At 73.4% G+C, this 16,125-nt stretch carries 14 protein-coding genes; all 14 read right to left on the bottom strand.

Annotation, left to right across the window (positions count from 1 at the left end):
* Nucleotides 1-28 precede the first annotated feature (28 nt).
* On the bottom strand, nucleotides 29-481 hold the full coding sequence (locus QQZ14_RS23045; protein ID WP_284536766.1) for an acyl-CoA thioesterase: 453 nt from the start codon (nucleotides 479-481) through the stop codon (nucleotides 29-31).
* Nucleotides 481-4,035 (bottom strand): chromosome segregation protein SMC, encoded by a 3,555-nt coding sequence (gene smc / locus QQZ14_RS23040; protein WP_284536765.1) that lies wholly within the window; start codon nucleotides 4,033-4,035, stop codon nucleotides 481-483. The genes QQZ14_RS23045 and smc overlap by 1 nt, the downstream gene beginning before the upstream one ends.
* A gap of 268 nt (nucleotides 4,036-4,303) precedes the next feature.
* A complete protein-coding gene (locus QQZ14_RS23035; RefSeq protein WP_284536764.1) occupies nucleotides 4,304-5,395 on the bottom strand; it encodes a pyridoxal-phosphate-dependent aminotransferase family protein in 1,092 nt (363 codons plus the stop codon).
* A gap of 10 nt (nucleotides 5,396-5,405) precedes the next feature.
* On the bottom strand, nucleotides 5,406-6,785 hold the full coding sequence (locus tag QQZ14_RS23030; protein ID WP_284536763.1) for an FAD-binding oxidoreductase: 1,380 nt from the start codon (nucleotides 6,783-6,785) through the stop codon (nucleotides 5,406-5,408).
* 18 nt (nucleotides 6,786-6,803) lie between these two features.
* Nucleotides 6,804-8,051: an MFS transporter gene (locus QQZ14_RS23025; protein WP_284536762.1), complete on the bottom strand. Its 1,248-nt coding sequence runs from the start codon at nucleotides 8,049-8,051 to the stop codon at nucleotides 6,804-6,806.
* Between the two features lie 57 nt (nucleotides 8,052-8,108).
* A complete protein-coding gene (locus QQZ14_RS23020; RefSeq protein WP_284536761.1) occupies nucleotides 8,109-8,318 on the bottom strand; it encodes a hypothetical protein in 210 nt (69 codons plus the stop codon).
* A gap of 76 nt (nucleotides 8,319-8,394) precedes the next feature.
* A complete protein-coding gene (gene mutM, locus QQZ14_RS23015; RefSeq protein ID WP_284536760.1) occupies nucleotides 8,395-9,279 on the bottom strand; it encodes a bifunctional DNA-formamidopyrimidine glycosylase/DNA-(apurinic or apyrimidinic site) lyase in 885 nt (294 codons plus the stop codon).
* A gap of 13 nt (nucleotides 9,280-9,292) precedes the next feature.
* Entirely contained in the window at nucleotides 9,293-10,111 is an 819-nt protein-coding gene (gene rnc / locus QQZ14_RS23010; protein ID WP_284536759.1) for a ribonuclease III, read from the bottom strand.
* Complete coding sequence (rpmF, locus tag QQZ14_RS23005; protein ID WP_284536758.1) at nucleotides 10,066-10,251, bottom strand: 50S ribosomal protein L32; 186 nt, start codon at nucleotides 10,249-10,251, stop codon at nucleotides 10,066-10,068. Before rpmF ends, rnc begins: the two co-directional genes overlap by 46 nt.
* Before the next feature lie 48 nt (nucleotides 10,252-10,299).
* Nucleotides 10,300-10,824 carry a YceD family protein gene (locus QQZ14_RS23000; protein ID WP_284536757.1) on the bottom strand — a complete coding sequence of 175 codons (525 nt, stop codon included), beginning with the start codon at nucleotides 10,822-10,824 and terminating at the stop codon, nucleotides 10,300-10,302.
* A 108-nt stretch (nucleotides 10,825-10,932) separates the two neighbouring features.
* A complete protein-coding gene (coaD, locus tag QQZ14_RS22995) occupies nucleotides 10,933-11,430 on the bottom strand; it encodes a pantetheine-phosphate adenylyltransferase (RefSeq protein ID WP_284536756.1) in 498 nt (165 codons plus the stop codon).
* A 42-nt stretch (nucleotides 11,431-11,472) separates the two neighbouring features.
* Entirely contained in the window at nucleotides 11,473-12,045 is a 573-nt protein-coding gene (gene rsmD / locus QQZ14_RS22990) for a 16S rRNA (guanine(966)-N(2))-methyltransferase RsmD (RefSeq protein ID WP_284536755.1), read from the bottom strand.
* A 10-nt stretch (nucleotides 12,046-12,055) separates the two neighbouring features.
* Entirely contained in the window at nucleotides 12,056-14,296 is a 2,241-nt protein-coding gene (locus QQZ14_RS22985; RefSeq protein ID WP_284536754.1) for an ATP-dependent DNA helicase RecG, read from the bottom strand.
* Between the two features lie 18 nt (nucleotides 14,297-14,314).
* Nucleotides 14,315-15,985 (bottom strand): DAK2 domain-containing protein, encoded by a 1,671-nt coding sequence (locus QQZ14_RS22980; RefSeq protein WP_284536753.1) that lies wholly within the window; start codon nucleotides 15,983-15,985, stop codon nucleotides 14,315-14,317.
* Between the last annotated feature and the right edge of the window lie 140 nt (nucleotides 15,986-16,125).

Below are 16,125 nucleotides of genomic sequence, written 5' to 3'. Positions count from 1 at the left end.
CCGTGCCACACGCCTGGTAGGGCGACGGTCAGGCGCGCAGGAGCGGCTCGACCGCGGCCCGGATCACACCGGGGATCGGCGTCACCGGCCGCGCCGGGTCGGTGTCGTCGACGTACACGTGCACGAACCGGCCCTCGGCCGCCGCCAGGTCCCCGTCGCCCTGGAACAGGCCGACGCGGTAGACGATCGAGGAGGTGCCGACCCGCTCGACGACCAGCCCGAGGTCGACCGGCGCGGGGTAGCCGACCTCGGCGAAGTAGCGGCACGACACCTCGGCGACCACGCCGATCGCCGGCAGCCGGCGGATGTCGGTGCCGGTCGCGGCGGCCAGGTGGTTGTTGACGACGGTGTCGATCAGCTCGAAGTAGCGGGCGTTGTTCATGTGCCCGTAGACGTCGATGTCGGCCCAGCGGGTGGTCGCCCGCTCCCAGTGGACGTACGCCGACCGCGTCGGCCGGGCCGGCCGCGCCCCGTCGGCCATCAGGCCGACTCGGCGTCGCGCAGCCGCTGGCTGATCACCGCCGACACGCCGTCGCCGCGCATGGTGACGCCGTACAGCGCGTCACCGACCTCCATCGTGCGCTTCTGGTGGGTGATCACGAGCAGCTGGGAGTTCTCGCGCAGCTCCTCGTAGATCTCCAGCAGCCGGCCCAGGTTGGTGTCGTCGAGCGCGGCCTCGACCTCGTCGAGGATGTAGAACGGCGACGGGCGGGCCTTGAACAGCGCGACCAGGAACGCGACCGCCACCAGCGAGCGCTCACCACCGGACAGCAGCGAGAGCCGCTTGACCTTCTTGCCGGCGGGGCGGGCCTCGACCTCGATGCCGGTGTTGAGCATGTCGTCGGGCTGGGTCAGCACCAGCCGGCCCTCGCCGCCGGGGAACAGCCGGGTGAACGTCGAGTCGAAGGCCGTGCTCACGTCGGCGTACGCCTCGGTGAAGACCTGCTCGACGCGCTGGTCGACCTCGTGGACGATGTCGAGGAGGTCCTTGCGGGTCTTCTTGAGGTCCTCGAGCTGCTCGGTGAGGAACTTGTGACGCTCCTCCATCGCGGAGTACTCCTCGAGCGCCAGCGGGTTGACCTTGCCCAGCATCGACAGCGAGCGCTCGGCGGCGCGCAGCCGCTTCTGCTGCTCCTCGCGCACGAACGGCACCGGCTCCGGGGGCTCTTGGCCCTCCTCGACCTCGCCGACGAAGGGGACCAGCTGGTCGGGGCCGTAGTCGGCGACCAGGGCGTCGGCGTCGAGGCCGAGCTCCTCGAGCGCACGCTCCTCGAGCTGCTCGATGCGCATCCGCTGCTGGGTGCGGGCCATCTCGTCGCGGTGCACGGAGTTGACGAGGTCGTCGTGCTCCTTGTCGAGGCGGCGCAGCTCGGAACGGACGGTGAGCAGCTGCTGCTCACGCCCGCTGCGGGCCTGCTCGACCGCGGTACGGGCCTCGGTCGCGCGGTGGATGGAGACCTCGAGGCGAGTGAGGACATAGCCGACCGCGACGCCGACGGCCTCGGCGGCCCGGCCCTCGCGGATCAGGCGCTCGCGCCGCTCGGCGGCCCGGGCGCGGGCCTCGCGCTCGGCCGTGGCCGCACGGACCATCGCGTCGGCGCGGCCATGCAGGGCGCGGGAGCGCTCCTCGGAGGTGCGCAGCGCCAGCCGGCTGTCCATCTCGGCCTGCCGGGCGGTGCGGGCCTCCTCGACCAGCCGCTCCCGGACAGAAGTGTCGGGCTCCTCGTCGGGGGCGTCCTCGGCGGAGGCGAGCCGCGACTCGAGGTCGGCCAGCCCGGTCATCGCCTGGGCGCGCGCCTCCTCGGCCTTCTCGATGGCCTGGGCGAGCCGGTCGGCCTCGCCGCGGGCGGCGCGCGCCTGTGAGCCGTACTGGCCGAGCTCCTCGGCGACCGCGGCCAGCGTCGCGTCCGACTCGTGCAGCTTGGCGAGCGCGACGTCGACGCGCTTCCGGGCCTCCAGCCGCTCACTCTCCAGGCGGGACATGTCGAAGCCGAGCCGCTCCGAGGACGCGACCGCCTCGGCGAGCTGCTCGGTCGCCTCGTCGACCGCGGCCTGGACCTCGATCAGCGTCGGCTGGCTCGAGGAGCCGCCGGAGGCGAAGTGGGCGCCGAGCACGTCGCCCTCGCGGGTGACCGCGGTGATGTCGGGTGCGTCGGCGACCAGTGCGCGAGCGGCGTCGAGGTCGTCGACGACCGCGACCTTGAACAGCAGGCGGTCCAGTGCCGAGCGCAGCGTGTCGGGGCATTCGACGACGTCGATGGCGTACGTCGCGCTCGCGGGCAGTCCCGGCCAGTCGCGGTCGGCGACCGGTCCCCCGCCGAGCAGCATGCCGGCGCGGCCGAGGTCGTCGCCCTTGAGGTGGGCGATCGCGCGGACCGCGGCGTCCGCATCGGTGACGGCGACCGCGTCCGCGGCCGACCCGAGCGCCTGGGCGACCGCGGTCTCGAAGCCGCTGCGCACCGAGAGCAGTGCGGCGACCGAGCCGAGGAGGCCCGAGACCGACTCGGTGGCGGCCAGCAGCGCGCCGGCGCCGTCCTTGCGGTTGAGGCCCATCTCGAGGGCGTCCTTGCGGGCGGCGAGCGCCGTACGGTCGCGATCGGCCTGCAGCGCCTCGTCGCGGGCCTTGGCGAGCCGCTCCTCGATGTCGTCGAGCTCGGCGACGGCGGCCTCGTGCTCGGCGTCGAGGCCCTCCTCGCCGGCGTCGAGGCCGGCGACCTTGGTCTCCAGGGAGGTGAAGTCGCGCTGGGCACGGTCCGCGCGGGCGACGGCCTCCTCGCGGGCCAGCCGGAGCCGGCCGACCTCCTCGTCGGCGGCGGCGGCGCGGGACTTGAGCGCGTTGACCTGGCCGTGCAGGCGGGCGAGGCCCTCACGGCGGTCGGCGGCGGCGCGCTGGAGTCCGGCGATGCGGCGCTCCTCCTCGGCCGCGGCGTCCTCGGCGGCCCGGCGGGCGGTGACCGCCTGCTCGAGCGCGACCCGGTGCTCGTCGACCTCCGCGGCGATCCGCCGCTCCTGCTCGCGCACCTGCTCGGCCTCGGCCTCGAGCTGGTCGGGGTCGCGTCCCGAGCGGGCCTCCTCGACGTCGGCGGTGCCGGCGGCGTTGCGGACCCGCTCGGCGGCGAGCGACTGGGTGCCGCGGAGCCGCTCGCGCAGCCCGGAGAGCGCGAACCAGGTCTCCTGCGCCCGCGACAGCGCCGGCAGGTCCTCGCGCAGCGCCTCCTCGAGTCCCGCCTCGACCTCGCGGGCCTTGGCGATCTCGGCCTCCACCTGCTCGCGGCGCTCGACGAGGATCGACTCGTCGGCGAGCTCCTGCTGGAGCGCGGTGCGGGCGGTGACGAGGTCGTCGGCGATCAGGCGGGCCCGGGCGTCGCGGACGTCGGCCTGCACGCCGGCGGCCTTGCGGGCCACCTCGGCCTGCCGGCCGAGCGGCTTGAGCTGGCGGCGGATCTCGGTGAGCAGGTCGCTGAGACGGGTGAGGTTGCCCTCGGTGGAGTCGAGCTTGCGGAGCGCCTTCTCCTTGCGCTTGCGGTGCTTGAGGACGCCGGCGGCCTCCTCGATGAAGCCGCGGCGGTCCTCCGGAGTCGCGTGCAGGATCGTGTCGAGCTGGCCCTGCCCGACGATCACGTGCATCTCGCGGCCGATGCCGCTGTCGGAGAGCAGCTCCTGCACGTCGAGCAGCCGGCAGGAGCTGCCGTTGATGGCGTACTCCGACCCGCCGCTGCGGAACATCGTGCGGCTGATCGTCACCTCGGCGTACTCGATCGGCAGCGCGCCGTCGGAGTTGTCGATGGTGAGCAGCACCTCGGCCCGGCCCAGCGGAGGGCGGCCGGAGGTGCCGGCGAAGATGACGTCCTCCATCTTGCCGCCGCGCAGCGACTTGGCGCCCTGCTCGCCCATCACCCAGGCCAGCGCGTCGACGACGTTGGACTTGCCGGAGCCGTTGGGGCCCACGATGCAGGTGATGCCGGGCTCGAGCTGCAGCGTCGTCGAGGAGGCGAAGGACTTGAACCCCTTGAGGGTCAGGCTCTTCAGGTACAACGCGGGCTCCCAGCTCGTTCGGGCACGGCGACTCGTCGGTGCGACTGAGGACGAAGGCCGCCCATCATGGCAGCCGCGGCTTGGGGGAAGCTCAGCGCGGCTCACGATACCGGGCCCACCCGCCGATCCGTGGCATCACCGTCACGCGTGGCTGAGCGCGTCTCGGCGCGGTAGTCCCTGACGATCGGGCCCTTTGGGAGCGTTCCCAGGGGGCCCGATCGTCAGGGAGTACGCCGCCGGACGGCTCCGGGGTCGGTCCCAGGGGGCCTCAGACGCGGCCGAGCGCGTCCCGGAGGGCCGCGAGCACGAGCAGCACCCGGTCGGGGCGCGCGTTGGGACCCATCAGGCCGATCCGCCAGACGCTCGCGGCGAACGACCCGGCCCCGGCGCCGATCTCGAGGTCGTGGTTCGTGAGCAGGTAGCGGCGCACCGCGGCGGAGTCGACGCCCTCGGGCACCTTGACGGTGGTGAGCTCGGGCAGCCGGTGCCCCTCGGCCGCGAACAGCTCCAGCCCCATCTCCTCCAGGCCGTCCTGGAGCTGTCGCCCGGCGGCCTCGTGCCGTGCCCACACGGCCTCGAGGCCCTCGTCGAGGATCCGGGTCAGCCCGGCATGGAGGCTCGCGACCATCGCCACCGGCGCGGTGTGGTGGTAGGTCCGGCCGCCGGACCCACTGGCCTCGCCGACGTACCCGCCGAGCAGGCCGAGGTCGAGGTACCACGACTGCGGCCTCTCCACCCGGCGGGCGAAGGCGCGGTCGTTGATCGTGAACGGCGCGAGGCCGGGTGCGACGCCGAGGCACTTCTGGGTGCCGGCGTAGCCGACGTCGACGCCCCAGTCGTCGGCGCGCAGCTCGATGCCGCCGATGCTGGTGACGGCGTCGACCAGCAGCAGCGCGTCGCCCTTCCCGGCGCCGAGCGCGGCGATGTCGGAGCGCACACCGGTCGAGGTCTCGGCGTGCACGGCGGCGATGATCGCCGGGGCCGGGTGCGCGGCGAGCACCCGCTCGACGTCGACCGGCTGGCCCCAGTCGTGCTCGACCGGCACGACCTCGGCGCCGCAGCGGGCCGCGACGTCGCACATCCGCTGGCCGAACAGGCCGTTGACGGCCACGACCACGACGTCGCCGGGGTGGACGGTGTTGACGAACGCCGCTTCCATGCCGGCCGAGCCGGTCGCCGAGATCGGCAGGGTGCGGGCGTTGCTGGTGCCCCACACCTGGCGGAGCATCGCGCAGGTGTCGTCCATGAGCTCGAGGAACGCCGGGTCCAGGTGGCCGAGGATCGGGGCGCCGAGGGCGAGCGTCGCCTCCGGGTAGGGGTTCGTGGGTCCGGGGCCGAACAGGTGGCGGTCGTGGATCATGGCCCCGACGCTAGAGGATCGCGCCCGGGTTGAGGATCCCCAGCGGGTCGAGGGCGTCCTTGACCCGGCGGGTCAGCGCCATCACCTCGGGGCCGAGCTGGTCGGGCAGCGCCGCCTTCTTGGCCCGGCCCACGCCGTGCTCGCCGGTGATCGTCCCACCCAGGGCGATCGCGGCCCGCATGACGTCGTCGAAGGCCGCGCGGGCGCGGCGCTCGGAGTCGGCGTCTCCTGCGTCGTAGACGATGATCGGGTGGGTGTTGCCGTCGCCCGCGTGGGCGACGACCGGGATCTCGACCCCGTGCTCGGCCGCGATCGTCTCGATCGCCGCCAGCAGCGCGGGCAGCTGCGGCACCGGTACGCCGACGTCCTCGAGCAGCAGCGCACCGCGGGCCTCGATCGCGGGGAAGGCCGCGCGACGGGCGGCGACGAACAGCTCGCCCTCGTCCGGGTCGTCGGTGACGAAGACCTCCGTGGCACCGGCCGCCTCGCACGCCGCCCGCATCGTCTCGACCTCCACGGCGCGCGCGGCCGCAGGGGCATCCGACTGCGCGACCAGCAGTGCGCCGGCGGTGCGGTCCAGCCCCATCGGCCGGTGGTCCTCGACGGCGTTCACCGCCGCCTGGTCCATCAGCTCCATCATCGAGGGCCGGATCCGCCGCCCGGTCGCGACGACGGCCCGCGCCGCGGCGCCGACGTCCCCGAAGGCCGCCACCAGCGTCGAGCGTGCCTCCTGGGCCGGCACCAGCCGCAGCAGCGCGCGGGTGACGATGCCGAGCGTGCCCTCGCTGCCGACGAAGAGCTTGAGCAGGCTCAGCCCGGCCACGTCCTTGATCCGCTTGCCGCCGAGCGTGACCAGCGTGCCGTCGGCGAGGACGACGTCGAGGCCGAGCACGTAGTCGGTGGTGACGCCGTACTTCACGCAGCACAGGCCGCCGGCGTTGGTCGCGACGTTGCCGCCGACCGAGCAGATCTCGTACGACGACGGGTCGGGCGGGTACCAGAGCCCGTGCTCCGCGGCGGCGGCCTTGACCTCGGCGTTGAGCGCGCCGGGCTCGACGACCGCGACCCGGCAGTCGACGTCGATCTCGATCGCGCGCATCCGCTCGAGGCTGAGCACCAGGCCGCCCTCGACCGCGGTCGAGCCGCCCGACAGGCCGCTGCCGGCGCCCCGCGGGACCACCGGCACCCGGTGCTCCGCAGCCCACCGCACCGCGGTCTGCACCTGTGCGGCGTCCTCGACGCGGACGACCGCGAGCGGGTGTCCCGCGGTCTGGTCGCGGGACCAGTCGAAGCGGTACTTCTCCATCGCGTCCGGCTCGGTGACGACCGCGCCGCTGGGCAGGGCGTCGACCAGCTCGGCCAGGTCGGACAGGTCGGTCAGCGGGTGCATGGGGCCATGCAACCACCCTCAGGCGGCCGCTGGCTGCTCCCGCCCGTCGGCGTGGGCGATGTGCGAGAGCTGCCCCCAGATCAGCACCACGAACACCGCCGACCCGGCGAACGCGAACCAGAACGGCGCGGTGACCCCCCAGTGCTGGGCGAGCCCGCCGCCGATGCCGGAGCCGATCACCAGCCCGCCGAACACGCCGACGAGGTTGACGCTGCCGACCCGGCCCTGCAGCTCGGAGGGCACGGCCCGCTGCCGGACGGTGGTCGAGGTGGTGCCCCAGATGAACGCGTGGGCGCCGAAGAAGAAGAAGATCACCATCGCGACCACGGGCCGGGTCGTCAGCGCCAGCGCGAGGTGGGTGAACGTCTCGAAGACCAGCCCGACGCGCATCAGGTTCGCGAGGCTCACCCGACGGGTGATCCAGCCGTAGCAGAGGGTCGCGATCAGCCCGCCGACGGCCGAGACCGTGGTCAGCAGCCCGAAGCCGACCTCCCCCATCCCGAGCCGCTGGGTGGCGTAGAGGACGAGGATCGACCAAGCCGCGCCGAAGGTGATGTTGAAGACGAAGATCGTCAGCACCAGCGTGCGTACGGCGGGGTGGCGCAGCACCCAGCGGAACGCCTCGGCCACGTCCTGGCGCAGGCGAGTGCGCTCCTCGTGGGCCTGGCCGTGCGGCGGCAGCACGATCCGGGCCGCCAGCATCGCCCCCAGCGCGACCATCACCGCCTGCGCGACGAACGGCACCGCGTGCCCGGCCGCGAAAAGCGCCGCGCCGATCGGCGGCCCGGCCAGCTGGTTGACGGTGATGAAGCCCGAGGTGAGCCGGGCGTTCGCGATGCCGAGATCGTCGCGGTGCACGAGCATCGGCAGCAGGGTCGAGGAGGTGTTGTCCGCGAACACCTCGGCAGTGCCGAGCAGGAACATCGCGACCAGCACCAGTGCGATCGACACCACGTCGGTGGCGATCGCGAACGTCAACAGCGCCAGCACGGCGGCCCGCAGCAGGTCGACGGTCACCACGATCAGGCGGCGGTCGAGCCGGTCGGCGAGCGCGCCGGCGTACAGCCCGAAGACCAGCGGCGGCAGCCACTGCAGCAGCGCGGCGAGTGCGACGAGGAACGGGTCATGGGTCAGCGACGCGACCAGCAGCGGACCCGCCGCGATCGCGATGCCGTCGCCGAGGTTGCTGATCCACGAGGAGGCCAGCAGCCATCGGAACCCGGTGCCGAGCCGACGGGGTGCGACGATCTCGACCAGGGTGCTCACAAGGGGGTGAGACTAGTCCCGGACGTCCTCACGGACACCCGGTTTTCGAGCCCGCGGTCAGGCGGGCTGCATCTCCTGCAGGGACTCGTGCTCGAGATCGAGCATCGCGACCGCCTGCGCGGCGGCCAGCTTGTCGTTCTGCTCGCTGAGCCGGAGAGCGAGTGCCTCCAGCTCACGCACGCGCGCGCGAAGCCGGTGGTTCTCGGCTACGAGGGCGGCGGGCGTCCGCAGGTCGCTGTTCATGTATCCGATCAGCGCCTTGGCCATGGACAAAGCCTTCCGGGTGGGTGGGAAACCCGCGGCAGCGGGCCGTCTTCAAGAGTCCCACCAGCGAGGCGTCAGGTCAATCTGCGGCGACCCGCGGCACCACGGCACGACGCTTGCGCGGGGCCGGCTGGCAGACCGGGCAGAAGTAGCTCGACCGGTTCATGAACGCGATCCGCCGGATCGGCGTGCCGCACCGCTCGCACGCCTCGCCCTCGCGGCCGTAGGCGTGCAGGGAGCGGTCGAAGTAGCCGGACTCGCCGTTGACGTTGACGTAGAGCGCGTCGAACGACGTACCGCCCTCCCCCAGCGCCGCCACCATCACCTCGCGGGCGTGCCGCAGCAGCTCGCGGGCCTGGGTCGCGGTCAGCCGGTCACCCGGGCGGTCGCCGTGGATCCGGGCCCGCCAGAGCGCCTCGTCGGCGTAGATGTTGCCGACCCCGGAGACCAGGTTCTGGTCGAGCAGCTGCCGCTTGATCCCCGACGTACGGCGGCGCACCTTGCGCACGAACGCGTCGTCGTCGAACTCGGGGTCGAGCGGGTCACGGGCGATGTGCGCGATCTCGGGCGGCAGCTCGGCACCGCCGGCCGAGACCGACAGGCCGCCGAACATGCGCTGGTCGACGAAGCGGAGCTCGCGGCCCTCGGCGGCACCCGCGAGCGCGATCCGCACCCGCAGGTGCCGCTCGGGCGGGGCATCGGGCGGCTGCACCAGCAGCTGGCCGCTCATGCCGAGGTGGCCGAGCAGCGCGTCGCCGTTGTCGAGCGGCAGCCAGAGGTACTTGCCGCGCCGGCGGGCGGCCTCGATCCGGCGGCCGGTCAGTGCTGCGGCGAAGCCGGCCTGGCCGCGCAGGTCGCGGCGGACCGGCCGCGGGTGCAGGACCTCGACGCGGGTGATCGTGGCGCCGAGCACGTGCCGCTCCAGGCCGGCCCGGACCACCTCGACCTCGGGCAGCTCGGGCAAGGCGTGTCTTCGGCTAGTTCTCGGCGGAGCGCAGCGAGGTGTGCGCGGCGGCCTCGATCGCGGTGCCGATCGCCGGGTCCTCGATGCCGAGGTCGGTGGCGATCTCGCCGTACGCCGTCTCCGCGGCGGCCTGCTCGGCCTCCTTCTTGGAGCGGCCCACGCCGTTGCCGTAGAGGCCGTCGCCCACGCGGACCTGGGCGGTGAACGTCTTCATGTGGTCGGGGCCGTCGTCCTCGATGACGTACTCGGGGACACCGAGACCGTGCTCGGCGGACAGCTCCTGGAGCGAGGTCTTCCAGTCGAGGCCGGCGCCCAGCGCGGAGGCGGCCTCGATCAGTGGGTCGAACAGGCGGTGCACGACGACCGCGGAGGTGGCGAAGCCGCCGCTGAGGTGCACCGCGCCGATCACCGCCTCGACGGTGTCGGAGAGGATCGAGGCCTTGTGGCGGCCCCCGGTCGACTCCTCGCCGCGACCGAGCTTGACGTGCTCACCGACGCCGATCCGGCGGCCGACCTCGGCGAGCGCGCGGGCGTTGACCACCGCGGCCCGCAACTTGGCCAGCCGGCCCTCGGAGAGGTCCGGGTGGGTGCGGTAGAGCGTCTCGGTGACCACCACGCCCAGCACGGAGTCCCCGAGGAACTCCAGCCGCTCGTTGGTGGGCAGGCCGCCGTTCTCGTACGCGAACGAGCGGTGGGTGAGGGCGCGCTCGAGCAGCTCGGGGTCCAGCGTGGGATCCCCGAGCGCTGCTCGCAGCTCTGCGTAGTTGGTCAGTGGACCGGGCGTGGTCAGAGGACCTGACGACGGTCGGCGCGGGCGCCGTACTGGCCGCACTCGCCGCACGCACGGTGCGGCAGGTGCTTGGCGGCGCAGGCGGGGTTCGCGCAGGTCACCAGCGTCGGGGCGACGGCCTTCCAGGCCGAACGACGGTGACGCGTGTTGCTGCGCGACATCTTCCGCTTCGGGACAGCCACTGTTCTCTCCTACTGCTCGGTTCTACGTGCTCGGGTCTCGTGCTCGGTCTACTGCTGAGGGTCGGTGTCCTGCTGGAGCTGCTGCAGCTTTCCCCACCGCGGGTCGATCGCCGCGTCGTGCGTGTGGCCGGGGTCCTCGGCCAGGCGTGCCCCACACTCGGGGCACAGGCCAGGACAGTCGTCCTCACACAACGGCTGGAACGGCAGTGCGAGCACCACCGCATCCCGCAGCAGGGGCTCGAGGTCGAGCAGGTCGCCCTCGAGCATGCTGACACCGTCGTCCTCCTCGGAGGAGTAGTCCTGGTCGTCGTACACGAACAGCTCCTGGAACCGGACGTCGATCTCGTCGGCGATCGGTTCCAGGCACCGCGCGCACTCACCGGCGAGCTCGGCCGAGGCCGAACCGGTGACCAGCACACCCTCCATGACCGCTTCCAGCCGCAGGTCGAGGTCGACCGGCGAGCCTTCCGGGACACGGAGGACTTCGATGCCCAGATCTGCGGGTGCCGGAACCGTCCGCTTCTCCTCGCGCTGGGACCCCGGGCGGCGGCCGAGCTCGCGGGTATCGAGCACGAGCGGCGCTCTCGGGTCCAGGCTGCTCAGGGGTCTACTTCCGGGTCCGGGCACAAACAGATCGTCGGCAAGCGTACCGGCGCCCCGGGGTAGGGACAAAACGGCTGGTCAGGCACCGTCCTGCGCCGCCCGCTCGGCGAGCCGGGCGACCAGCCGCGCGTGCACCACGGGCGGCACCAGCGACGAGACGTCCCCGCCGAGCGTGGCGACCTCCTTGACCAGGCTCGAGGAGACGTAGCCCCAGGACGCGTTGGTCGGCAGGAACACCGTCTCGACACCGGTGAGGTGGACGTTCATCTGGGCCATCGGCAGCTCGTACTCGTAGTCGTTCCCGCCGCGCAGGCCCTTCACGATCGCCGGCGCACCGAGGTCGCGGCAGAAGTCCACGATCAGCCCGCTGAAGCCCATCACCGTCACGTTCGGCAGGTCCGCGCACACCTCGCGCAGCATCTCCAGGCGCTCCTCGGGCTCGAACAGCCGGGACTTCGACGGGTTGGTCCCGGTCGCGACGACGAGCTCGTCGAAGATCGCGGCGGCCCTCCGCACGATGTCGAGATGGCCGTTGGTCACCGGGTCGAACGAGCCGGGGCACACCGCGCGGGTCATGCCGGGAGGCTATCGCCTCGCCCGTGCGGCGCCAGCGACGTGCTAGCGACCGTGGTCCGCGGACTCGGCGTACCAGAGCGTGGTCTCGCCGTAGCGCTTGCTGCGGGTCTCGGTGAACCCGGCGGGCCAGGTGGGCTCGGGGCTGCGGGACGAGCGCTCGACGACCACCAGCGCGCCGGGGACCAGCCAGCCCTCGGTCGCGAGCGCCGCGAGGTCGTCGGCGAGCGCCTCCTCGGTGAGGGGGTAGGGCGGGTCGAGGAACGCGACGTCGTACGGCGCGGTGGGCGGCCGTCGCAGCACGGCGGCGACCGACCCGGCGAGCACGTGGGGCTTGGCGAAGCCGATCGCGTGGGCGTTGTCGCCGATCAGGGCCGCGGTCCGGCGCTCGTGCTCGACGAGCGTGACCACGCCCGCGCCGCGCGACCACGCCTCGAGCCCGACGGCGCCCGAGCCGGCGTAGAGGTCCAGGAAGCGGAGCCCGTGCAGGGAGCCGCACCAGGACTCGACCGCCGAGAACAGCGCCTCCCGCACCCGGTCGCTGGTGGGCCGGGTGGCGGCGCCGCGCGGGGTGTGGATGCGGCGTCCGCCCGCCGCGCCCCCGATGATCCGGGTCATGGGCGCGGCCTCATCCCTTCTCCAGGAAGTCCGCCTGGACGGAGGCCTCGAGCCGGTGGACGGCCTGGGCGAGGTCGGGGGCGTGGCGCAGGTCCTCGTCGGCGTCGAGCAGCCGGACGGCGGCCTCGCGGGCCTCGATGATCGTCTTCTCGTCACGGAGCACGCGGAGATTGTGCAGGCCCGAGCTGAACCCCGACTGCGACTTGCCGAGCACGTCGCCCTCGCGGCGCTGCTCCAGGTCGACGCGGCTGAGCTCGAAGCCGTCGGTGGTGCGGGCCACCGCGTCGAGCCGCTCCCGCGCGGGCGTATCCGGCTCGGCCCGCGAGACCAGCAGGCAGATCGCGGGGTGGCTGCCGCGGCCGACCCGGCCGCGCAGCTGGTGCAGCTGGGAGACGCCGAACCGGTCGGCGTCCAGCAGCACCATCGCGGTCGCGTTGGCCACGTCGACGCCGACCTCGATGACGGTGGTGGCGACGAGGACGTCGACGTCGCCGGCGGCGTAGGCACGCATGACGCGGTCCTTGTCGTCGGGCGCCATCCTGCCGTGCAGGGGCTCGACGCGGAGCCCGGCGAGCGGTCCGTCGGCGAGCAGGGGCGCCACCTCCTCGACGGCGGCGAGCCCGTCGCCGGGCGCCGCACGGTCGACGGGGTTGCCGTCCTCGTCCAGGTCGAGCTGGTCGGACTCACCCTGCTCCTGCTCGTCGCCGGTGATCCGCGGGCACACCACGAAGGCCTGGTGGCCCTTCGCGACCTCCTCGCGCACCCGCTCCCACACCCGCTCGAGCCAGCCGGGGTGCTCGGCGAGGGGCACGACGTTGGTCTGGATCGGCGCACGGCCGGCCGGCAGCTCGGTGAGCGTGGAGACCTCGAGGTCGCCGAACACCGTCATCGCGACGGTGCGTGGGATCGGCGTCGCCGTCATCACCAGCACGTGCGGCGGGGTGCCGGCCTTGTCGGTGAGCGCGGCGCGCTGCTCCACGCCGAAGCGGTGCTGCTCGTCGACGACCACCAGGCCGAGGTCGGCGAAGACGACCTTCTCCTCCAGCAGCGCGTGCGTGCCGATCACGATGCCCGCCTCGCCGGTGGCGATCCGCGACATCGGCGCGGTGCGCTGCGCCTTGGTCATCGACCCGGTGAGCAGCTCCACGTTGGTGGCCTCGGCGGCGCCGCCCAGCATGCCGCCGGCGGCCAGGTCGCCCAGCATCGCGGTGATCGAGCGGTGGTGCTGCTGGGCGAGCACCTCGGTGGGCGCCAGCAGTGCCGCCTGCCCCCCGGAGTCCACGACGCGCAGCATCGCGCGGAGCGCCACCAGCGTCTTGCCCGCGCCGACCTCGCCCTGCAGGAGACGGTTCATCGGGTGCGGCTGGGCGAGGTCGTGCTCGATCTGGGCGCCGACCTCGCGCTGCCCGGCGGTCAGCTCGAACGGCAGCCGGTCGTCGAACACCGCCAGCAGGCCGCCCTCGGCACCGGTCCTCGCCTGCGCCCCCAGCCCGCGCAGCGCCCGCCGGCGGCGCGCGAGCACCAGCTGGGTGACCAGCGCCTCCTCGAACCGGAACCGGCGCTGGGCGCTGGTGACCTGGCCCCAGTCGTCGGGGTTGTGGATCCGCCGCAGCGCGGTCCGCACGTCGAGGAGACCGTGTTCCTCGCGCACCTCGGGCGGCACCACGTCGGGGACGTCCTCGACCACCGTCAGCGCGAACGCGACCGCCCGCTGGAGGTCCCAGGAGTCGACGCCCTTCGTGAGCGGGTAGATCGGGTAGAGCTCGCCGATCGCGTCCAGCGAGAGCTGCGCCGCGTCCTCGTCGGGTGAGCCGAAGAGCACCACCTGCGGGTGGGTGAGCTGCCACTGGCCGCGGAAGCTGCTGACCTTGCCGACGAAGATGCCGCGGCGTCCCACCGGCAGCCGCTTCTGCTGCTGCCACTCCCCCATGTGCTGGTTCTTGGCGAACATCGAGATGCGGAACGACGGTCCGTCGGTGCGGACGGTCACGTCCACTCGGTACGCCGGGCGCCCGGTCCGCCTGTCCTTGTAGGTCGCGAGCTCGCTGCGGGCGATCTGGCCGACCACGGTGAGCATGTCGCCGTCGTGGAGCTCGTCGACCTGGGTCAGCTCGCCGGTCTTCACGTAGCGGCGGGGGAAGTGGCGCAGCAGGTCGTCGACCGAGCGCAGCCCGAGCCGCTCCTCGATCGCCGCACGCTTCTTCTTGTGGTCGCCGAGGACGGCGACGACGGGCGAGTCGAGGCTGATCACCGGATCTCCCACTCACTCCTACTCGACGGCCATGAGGAGCGGGTAGCGCTCCTGCCCACCGTCGTACACCACGACGTCGACAGCGGGGTGGTGCTCCTCGACGTACCCCGCGCACCGGGTCGCGAGCGACCCCTCGGCGTCCTCCGCCCCGGCCACGATCGTGACGAGCTCGCCGCCGCCGCCCAGCAGGCGGTCCAGCACCTCGACGGCGACGGCGTACAGGTCGTCGCCGACGACGGCGAAGTCGCCGGCGATCACGCCGAGCGCGTCGCCGGGCTCGCAGGGTCCCGCCATCGTCATCGCCTGCTTGGCCGCGACCGTGACCGCGCCCTGGCGGGCGTGGCGTGCGGTGGCGGTCATCTCGAGCACGTCCTGGTCGAAGGAGCGGCCGGGCTCGTGGACGGCGACCGCGGCGAGGCCGGTGACCTGCGCCTGCGTGGGGATCACCGCGACCCGGACCGCGCCGTCGGAGTCGGCCTCGGCGGTGCTCGCCGCGATCTGCGCCACCCGCACCGAGTCGTGGTCGTTGGGCAGCACGATGACCTCGGACGCCCCGCACGACGTGATCGCCTCGAGGAGCTGCCCGGTGGAGGGCCGGCGGCCGGGCCCGCCGTGGACGACGACCGCGCCGGCCTCCTCGAACAGGGACGCGAGGCCGGGACCGGCCGCGACCGCGACGACCGCGCGGCCGTCGCGGGCGGCGGTGCGGCTGCGGGCCGCGGCGATCTGCTCGGCGAAGTGGGTGACCCGCACCCGGTGGGGACGGCCGGCCGCGATGCCGGCCTCGATCGCGGCACCGACGTCGTCGACGTGCACGTGGACGTTCCACAGACCCTCGCCGCCGACGACGACGAGCGAGTCGCCGAGGGCGCTGAGCGTCGTGCGCAGAGCGGGCATCGCGGCGTCGTCGGCGTCCAGGAGGTACATCACCTCGTAGGAGGGACCGCCCGGCGTCAGGTCGCCCTCGGTCGCGGTCACCGGGACCGGGATGTGGTGGCTGCCGAACGGCGCGGTCACCGGCGTGGGCCGGCGGCCCGTCAGCACGGTCTCCGCCGCGTCGAGGATCACGCTGACCCCTCGGCCACCGGCGTCCACGACACCGGCGGCGCGCAGTGCGGGGAGCTGCTCGGGGGTGTGCGCCAGCGCCTCCCGGGCGGCGGCCGCGGCCGCGGTGAACACGTCCCGGGCGCGGGCGGTCGAGTCCTTGGCGACCTCGGCGGCCGCCTCGCTGGCGGCACGGGTCACGGTGAGCATGGTGCCCTCGACCGGCGTGCCGACCGCGGCGTAGCTCGCGTCGGTGGCCCGGCGCAGCGCGTCGGCCATCACCTGGGCGTTGCGCTCCCCCGGGTCGGCGTGCGCGATCCGGCGCACGATCGCCCCGAGCATCTCGCTGAGGATCACCCCGGAGTTGCCGCGAGCGCCGAGCAGCGCGCCCCGGCTGAACGCGGCGAGCGCCGTACCGAGGTCGGCTGCCGGGCCGACGGCGCCGTCACCGCCGGTGGCCTCGCGCACCGCGTCACGGGCGGCCGAGACCGTGAGGTACATGTTGGTGCCGGTGTCGCCGTCGGGCACGGGATAGACGTTGAGCGCGTCGATCTCCTCGCGGGCGTCGGCCAGCGCGTCCGTGGCGATGTCGACGAACCGCAGCACCACCTCCAGCGTGATGGCGCCGCTGCGGGGAGTTTCCATCGCCGTCCTCGATCGTGGAGACTGCTCGCTGAAGTCGTTGCTCGGGAAGATGAGTGCCACAGGTTAGTGCGTCCGCTCGATTTCCGCGTGCCCGGGCCCATCGGATACTCTTGTGCGGTTGCCCGCTCAGCGGGCCCCAC

It is taken from the genome of Nocardioides sp. T2.26MG-1 (genome assembly GCF_950101795.1).
GTDB lineage: Bacteria > Actinomycetota > Actinomycetes > Propionibacteriales > Nocardioidaceae > Nocardioides.
The sequence above is the reverse complement of the archived record's forward strand: the minus strand, read 5'-3'. Positions and strand labels throughout refer to the sequence as shown.

Bases quoted from the DNA above. Each gene is read 5' to 3' on its own strand.
- QQZ14_RS23020 (WP_284536761.1), bottom strand. From the start codon at position 8,318: ATGGCCAAGGCGCTGATCGGATACATGAACAGCGACCTGCGGACGCCC.
- rsmD (WP_284536755.1), bottom strand. From the start codon at position 12,045: ATGACCCGGATCATCGGGGGCGCGGCGGGCGGACGCCGCATCCACACC.
- QQZ14_RS23045 (WP_284536766.1), bottom strand. From the start codon at position 481: ATGGCCGACGGGGCGCGGCCGGCCCGGCCGACGCGGTCGGCGTACGTC.
- coaD (WP_284536756.1), bottom strand. From the start codon at position 11,430: ATGACCCGCGCGGTGTGCCCCGGCTCGTTCGACCCGGTGACCAACGGC.
- QQZ14_RS23035 (WP_284536764.1), bottom strand. From the start codon at position 5,395: ATGATCCACGACCGCCACCTGTTCGGCCCCGGACCCACGAACCCCTAC.
- QQZ14_RS23030 (WP_284536763.1), bottom strand. From the start codon at position 6,785: ATGCACCCGCTGACCGACCTGTCCGACCTGGCCGAGCTGGTCGACGCC.
- QQZ14_RS22980 (WP_284536753.1), bottom strand. From the start codon at position 15,985: ATGGAAACTCCCCGCAGCGGCGCCATCACGCTGGAGGTGGTGCTGCGG.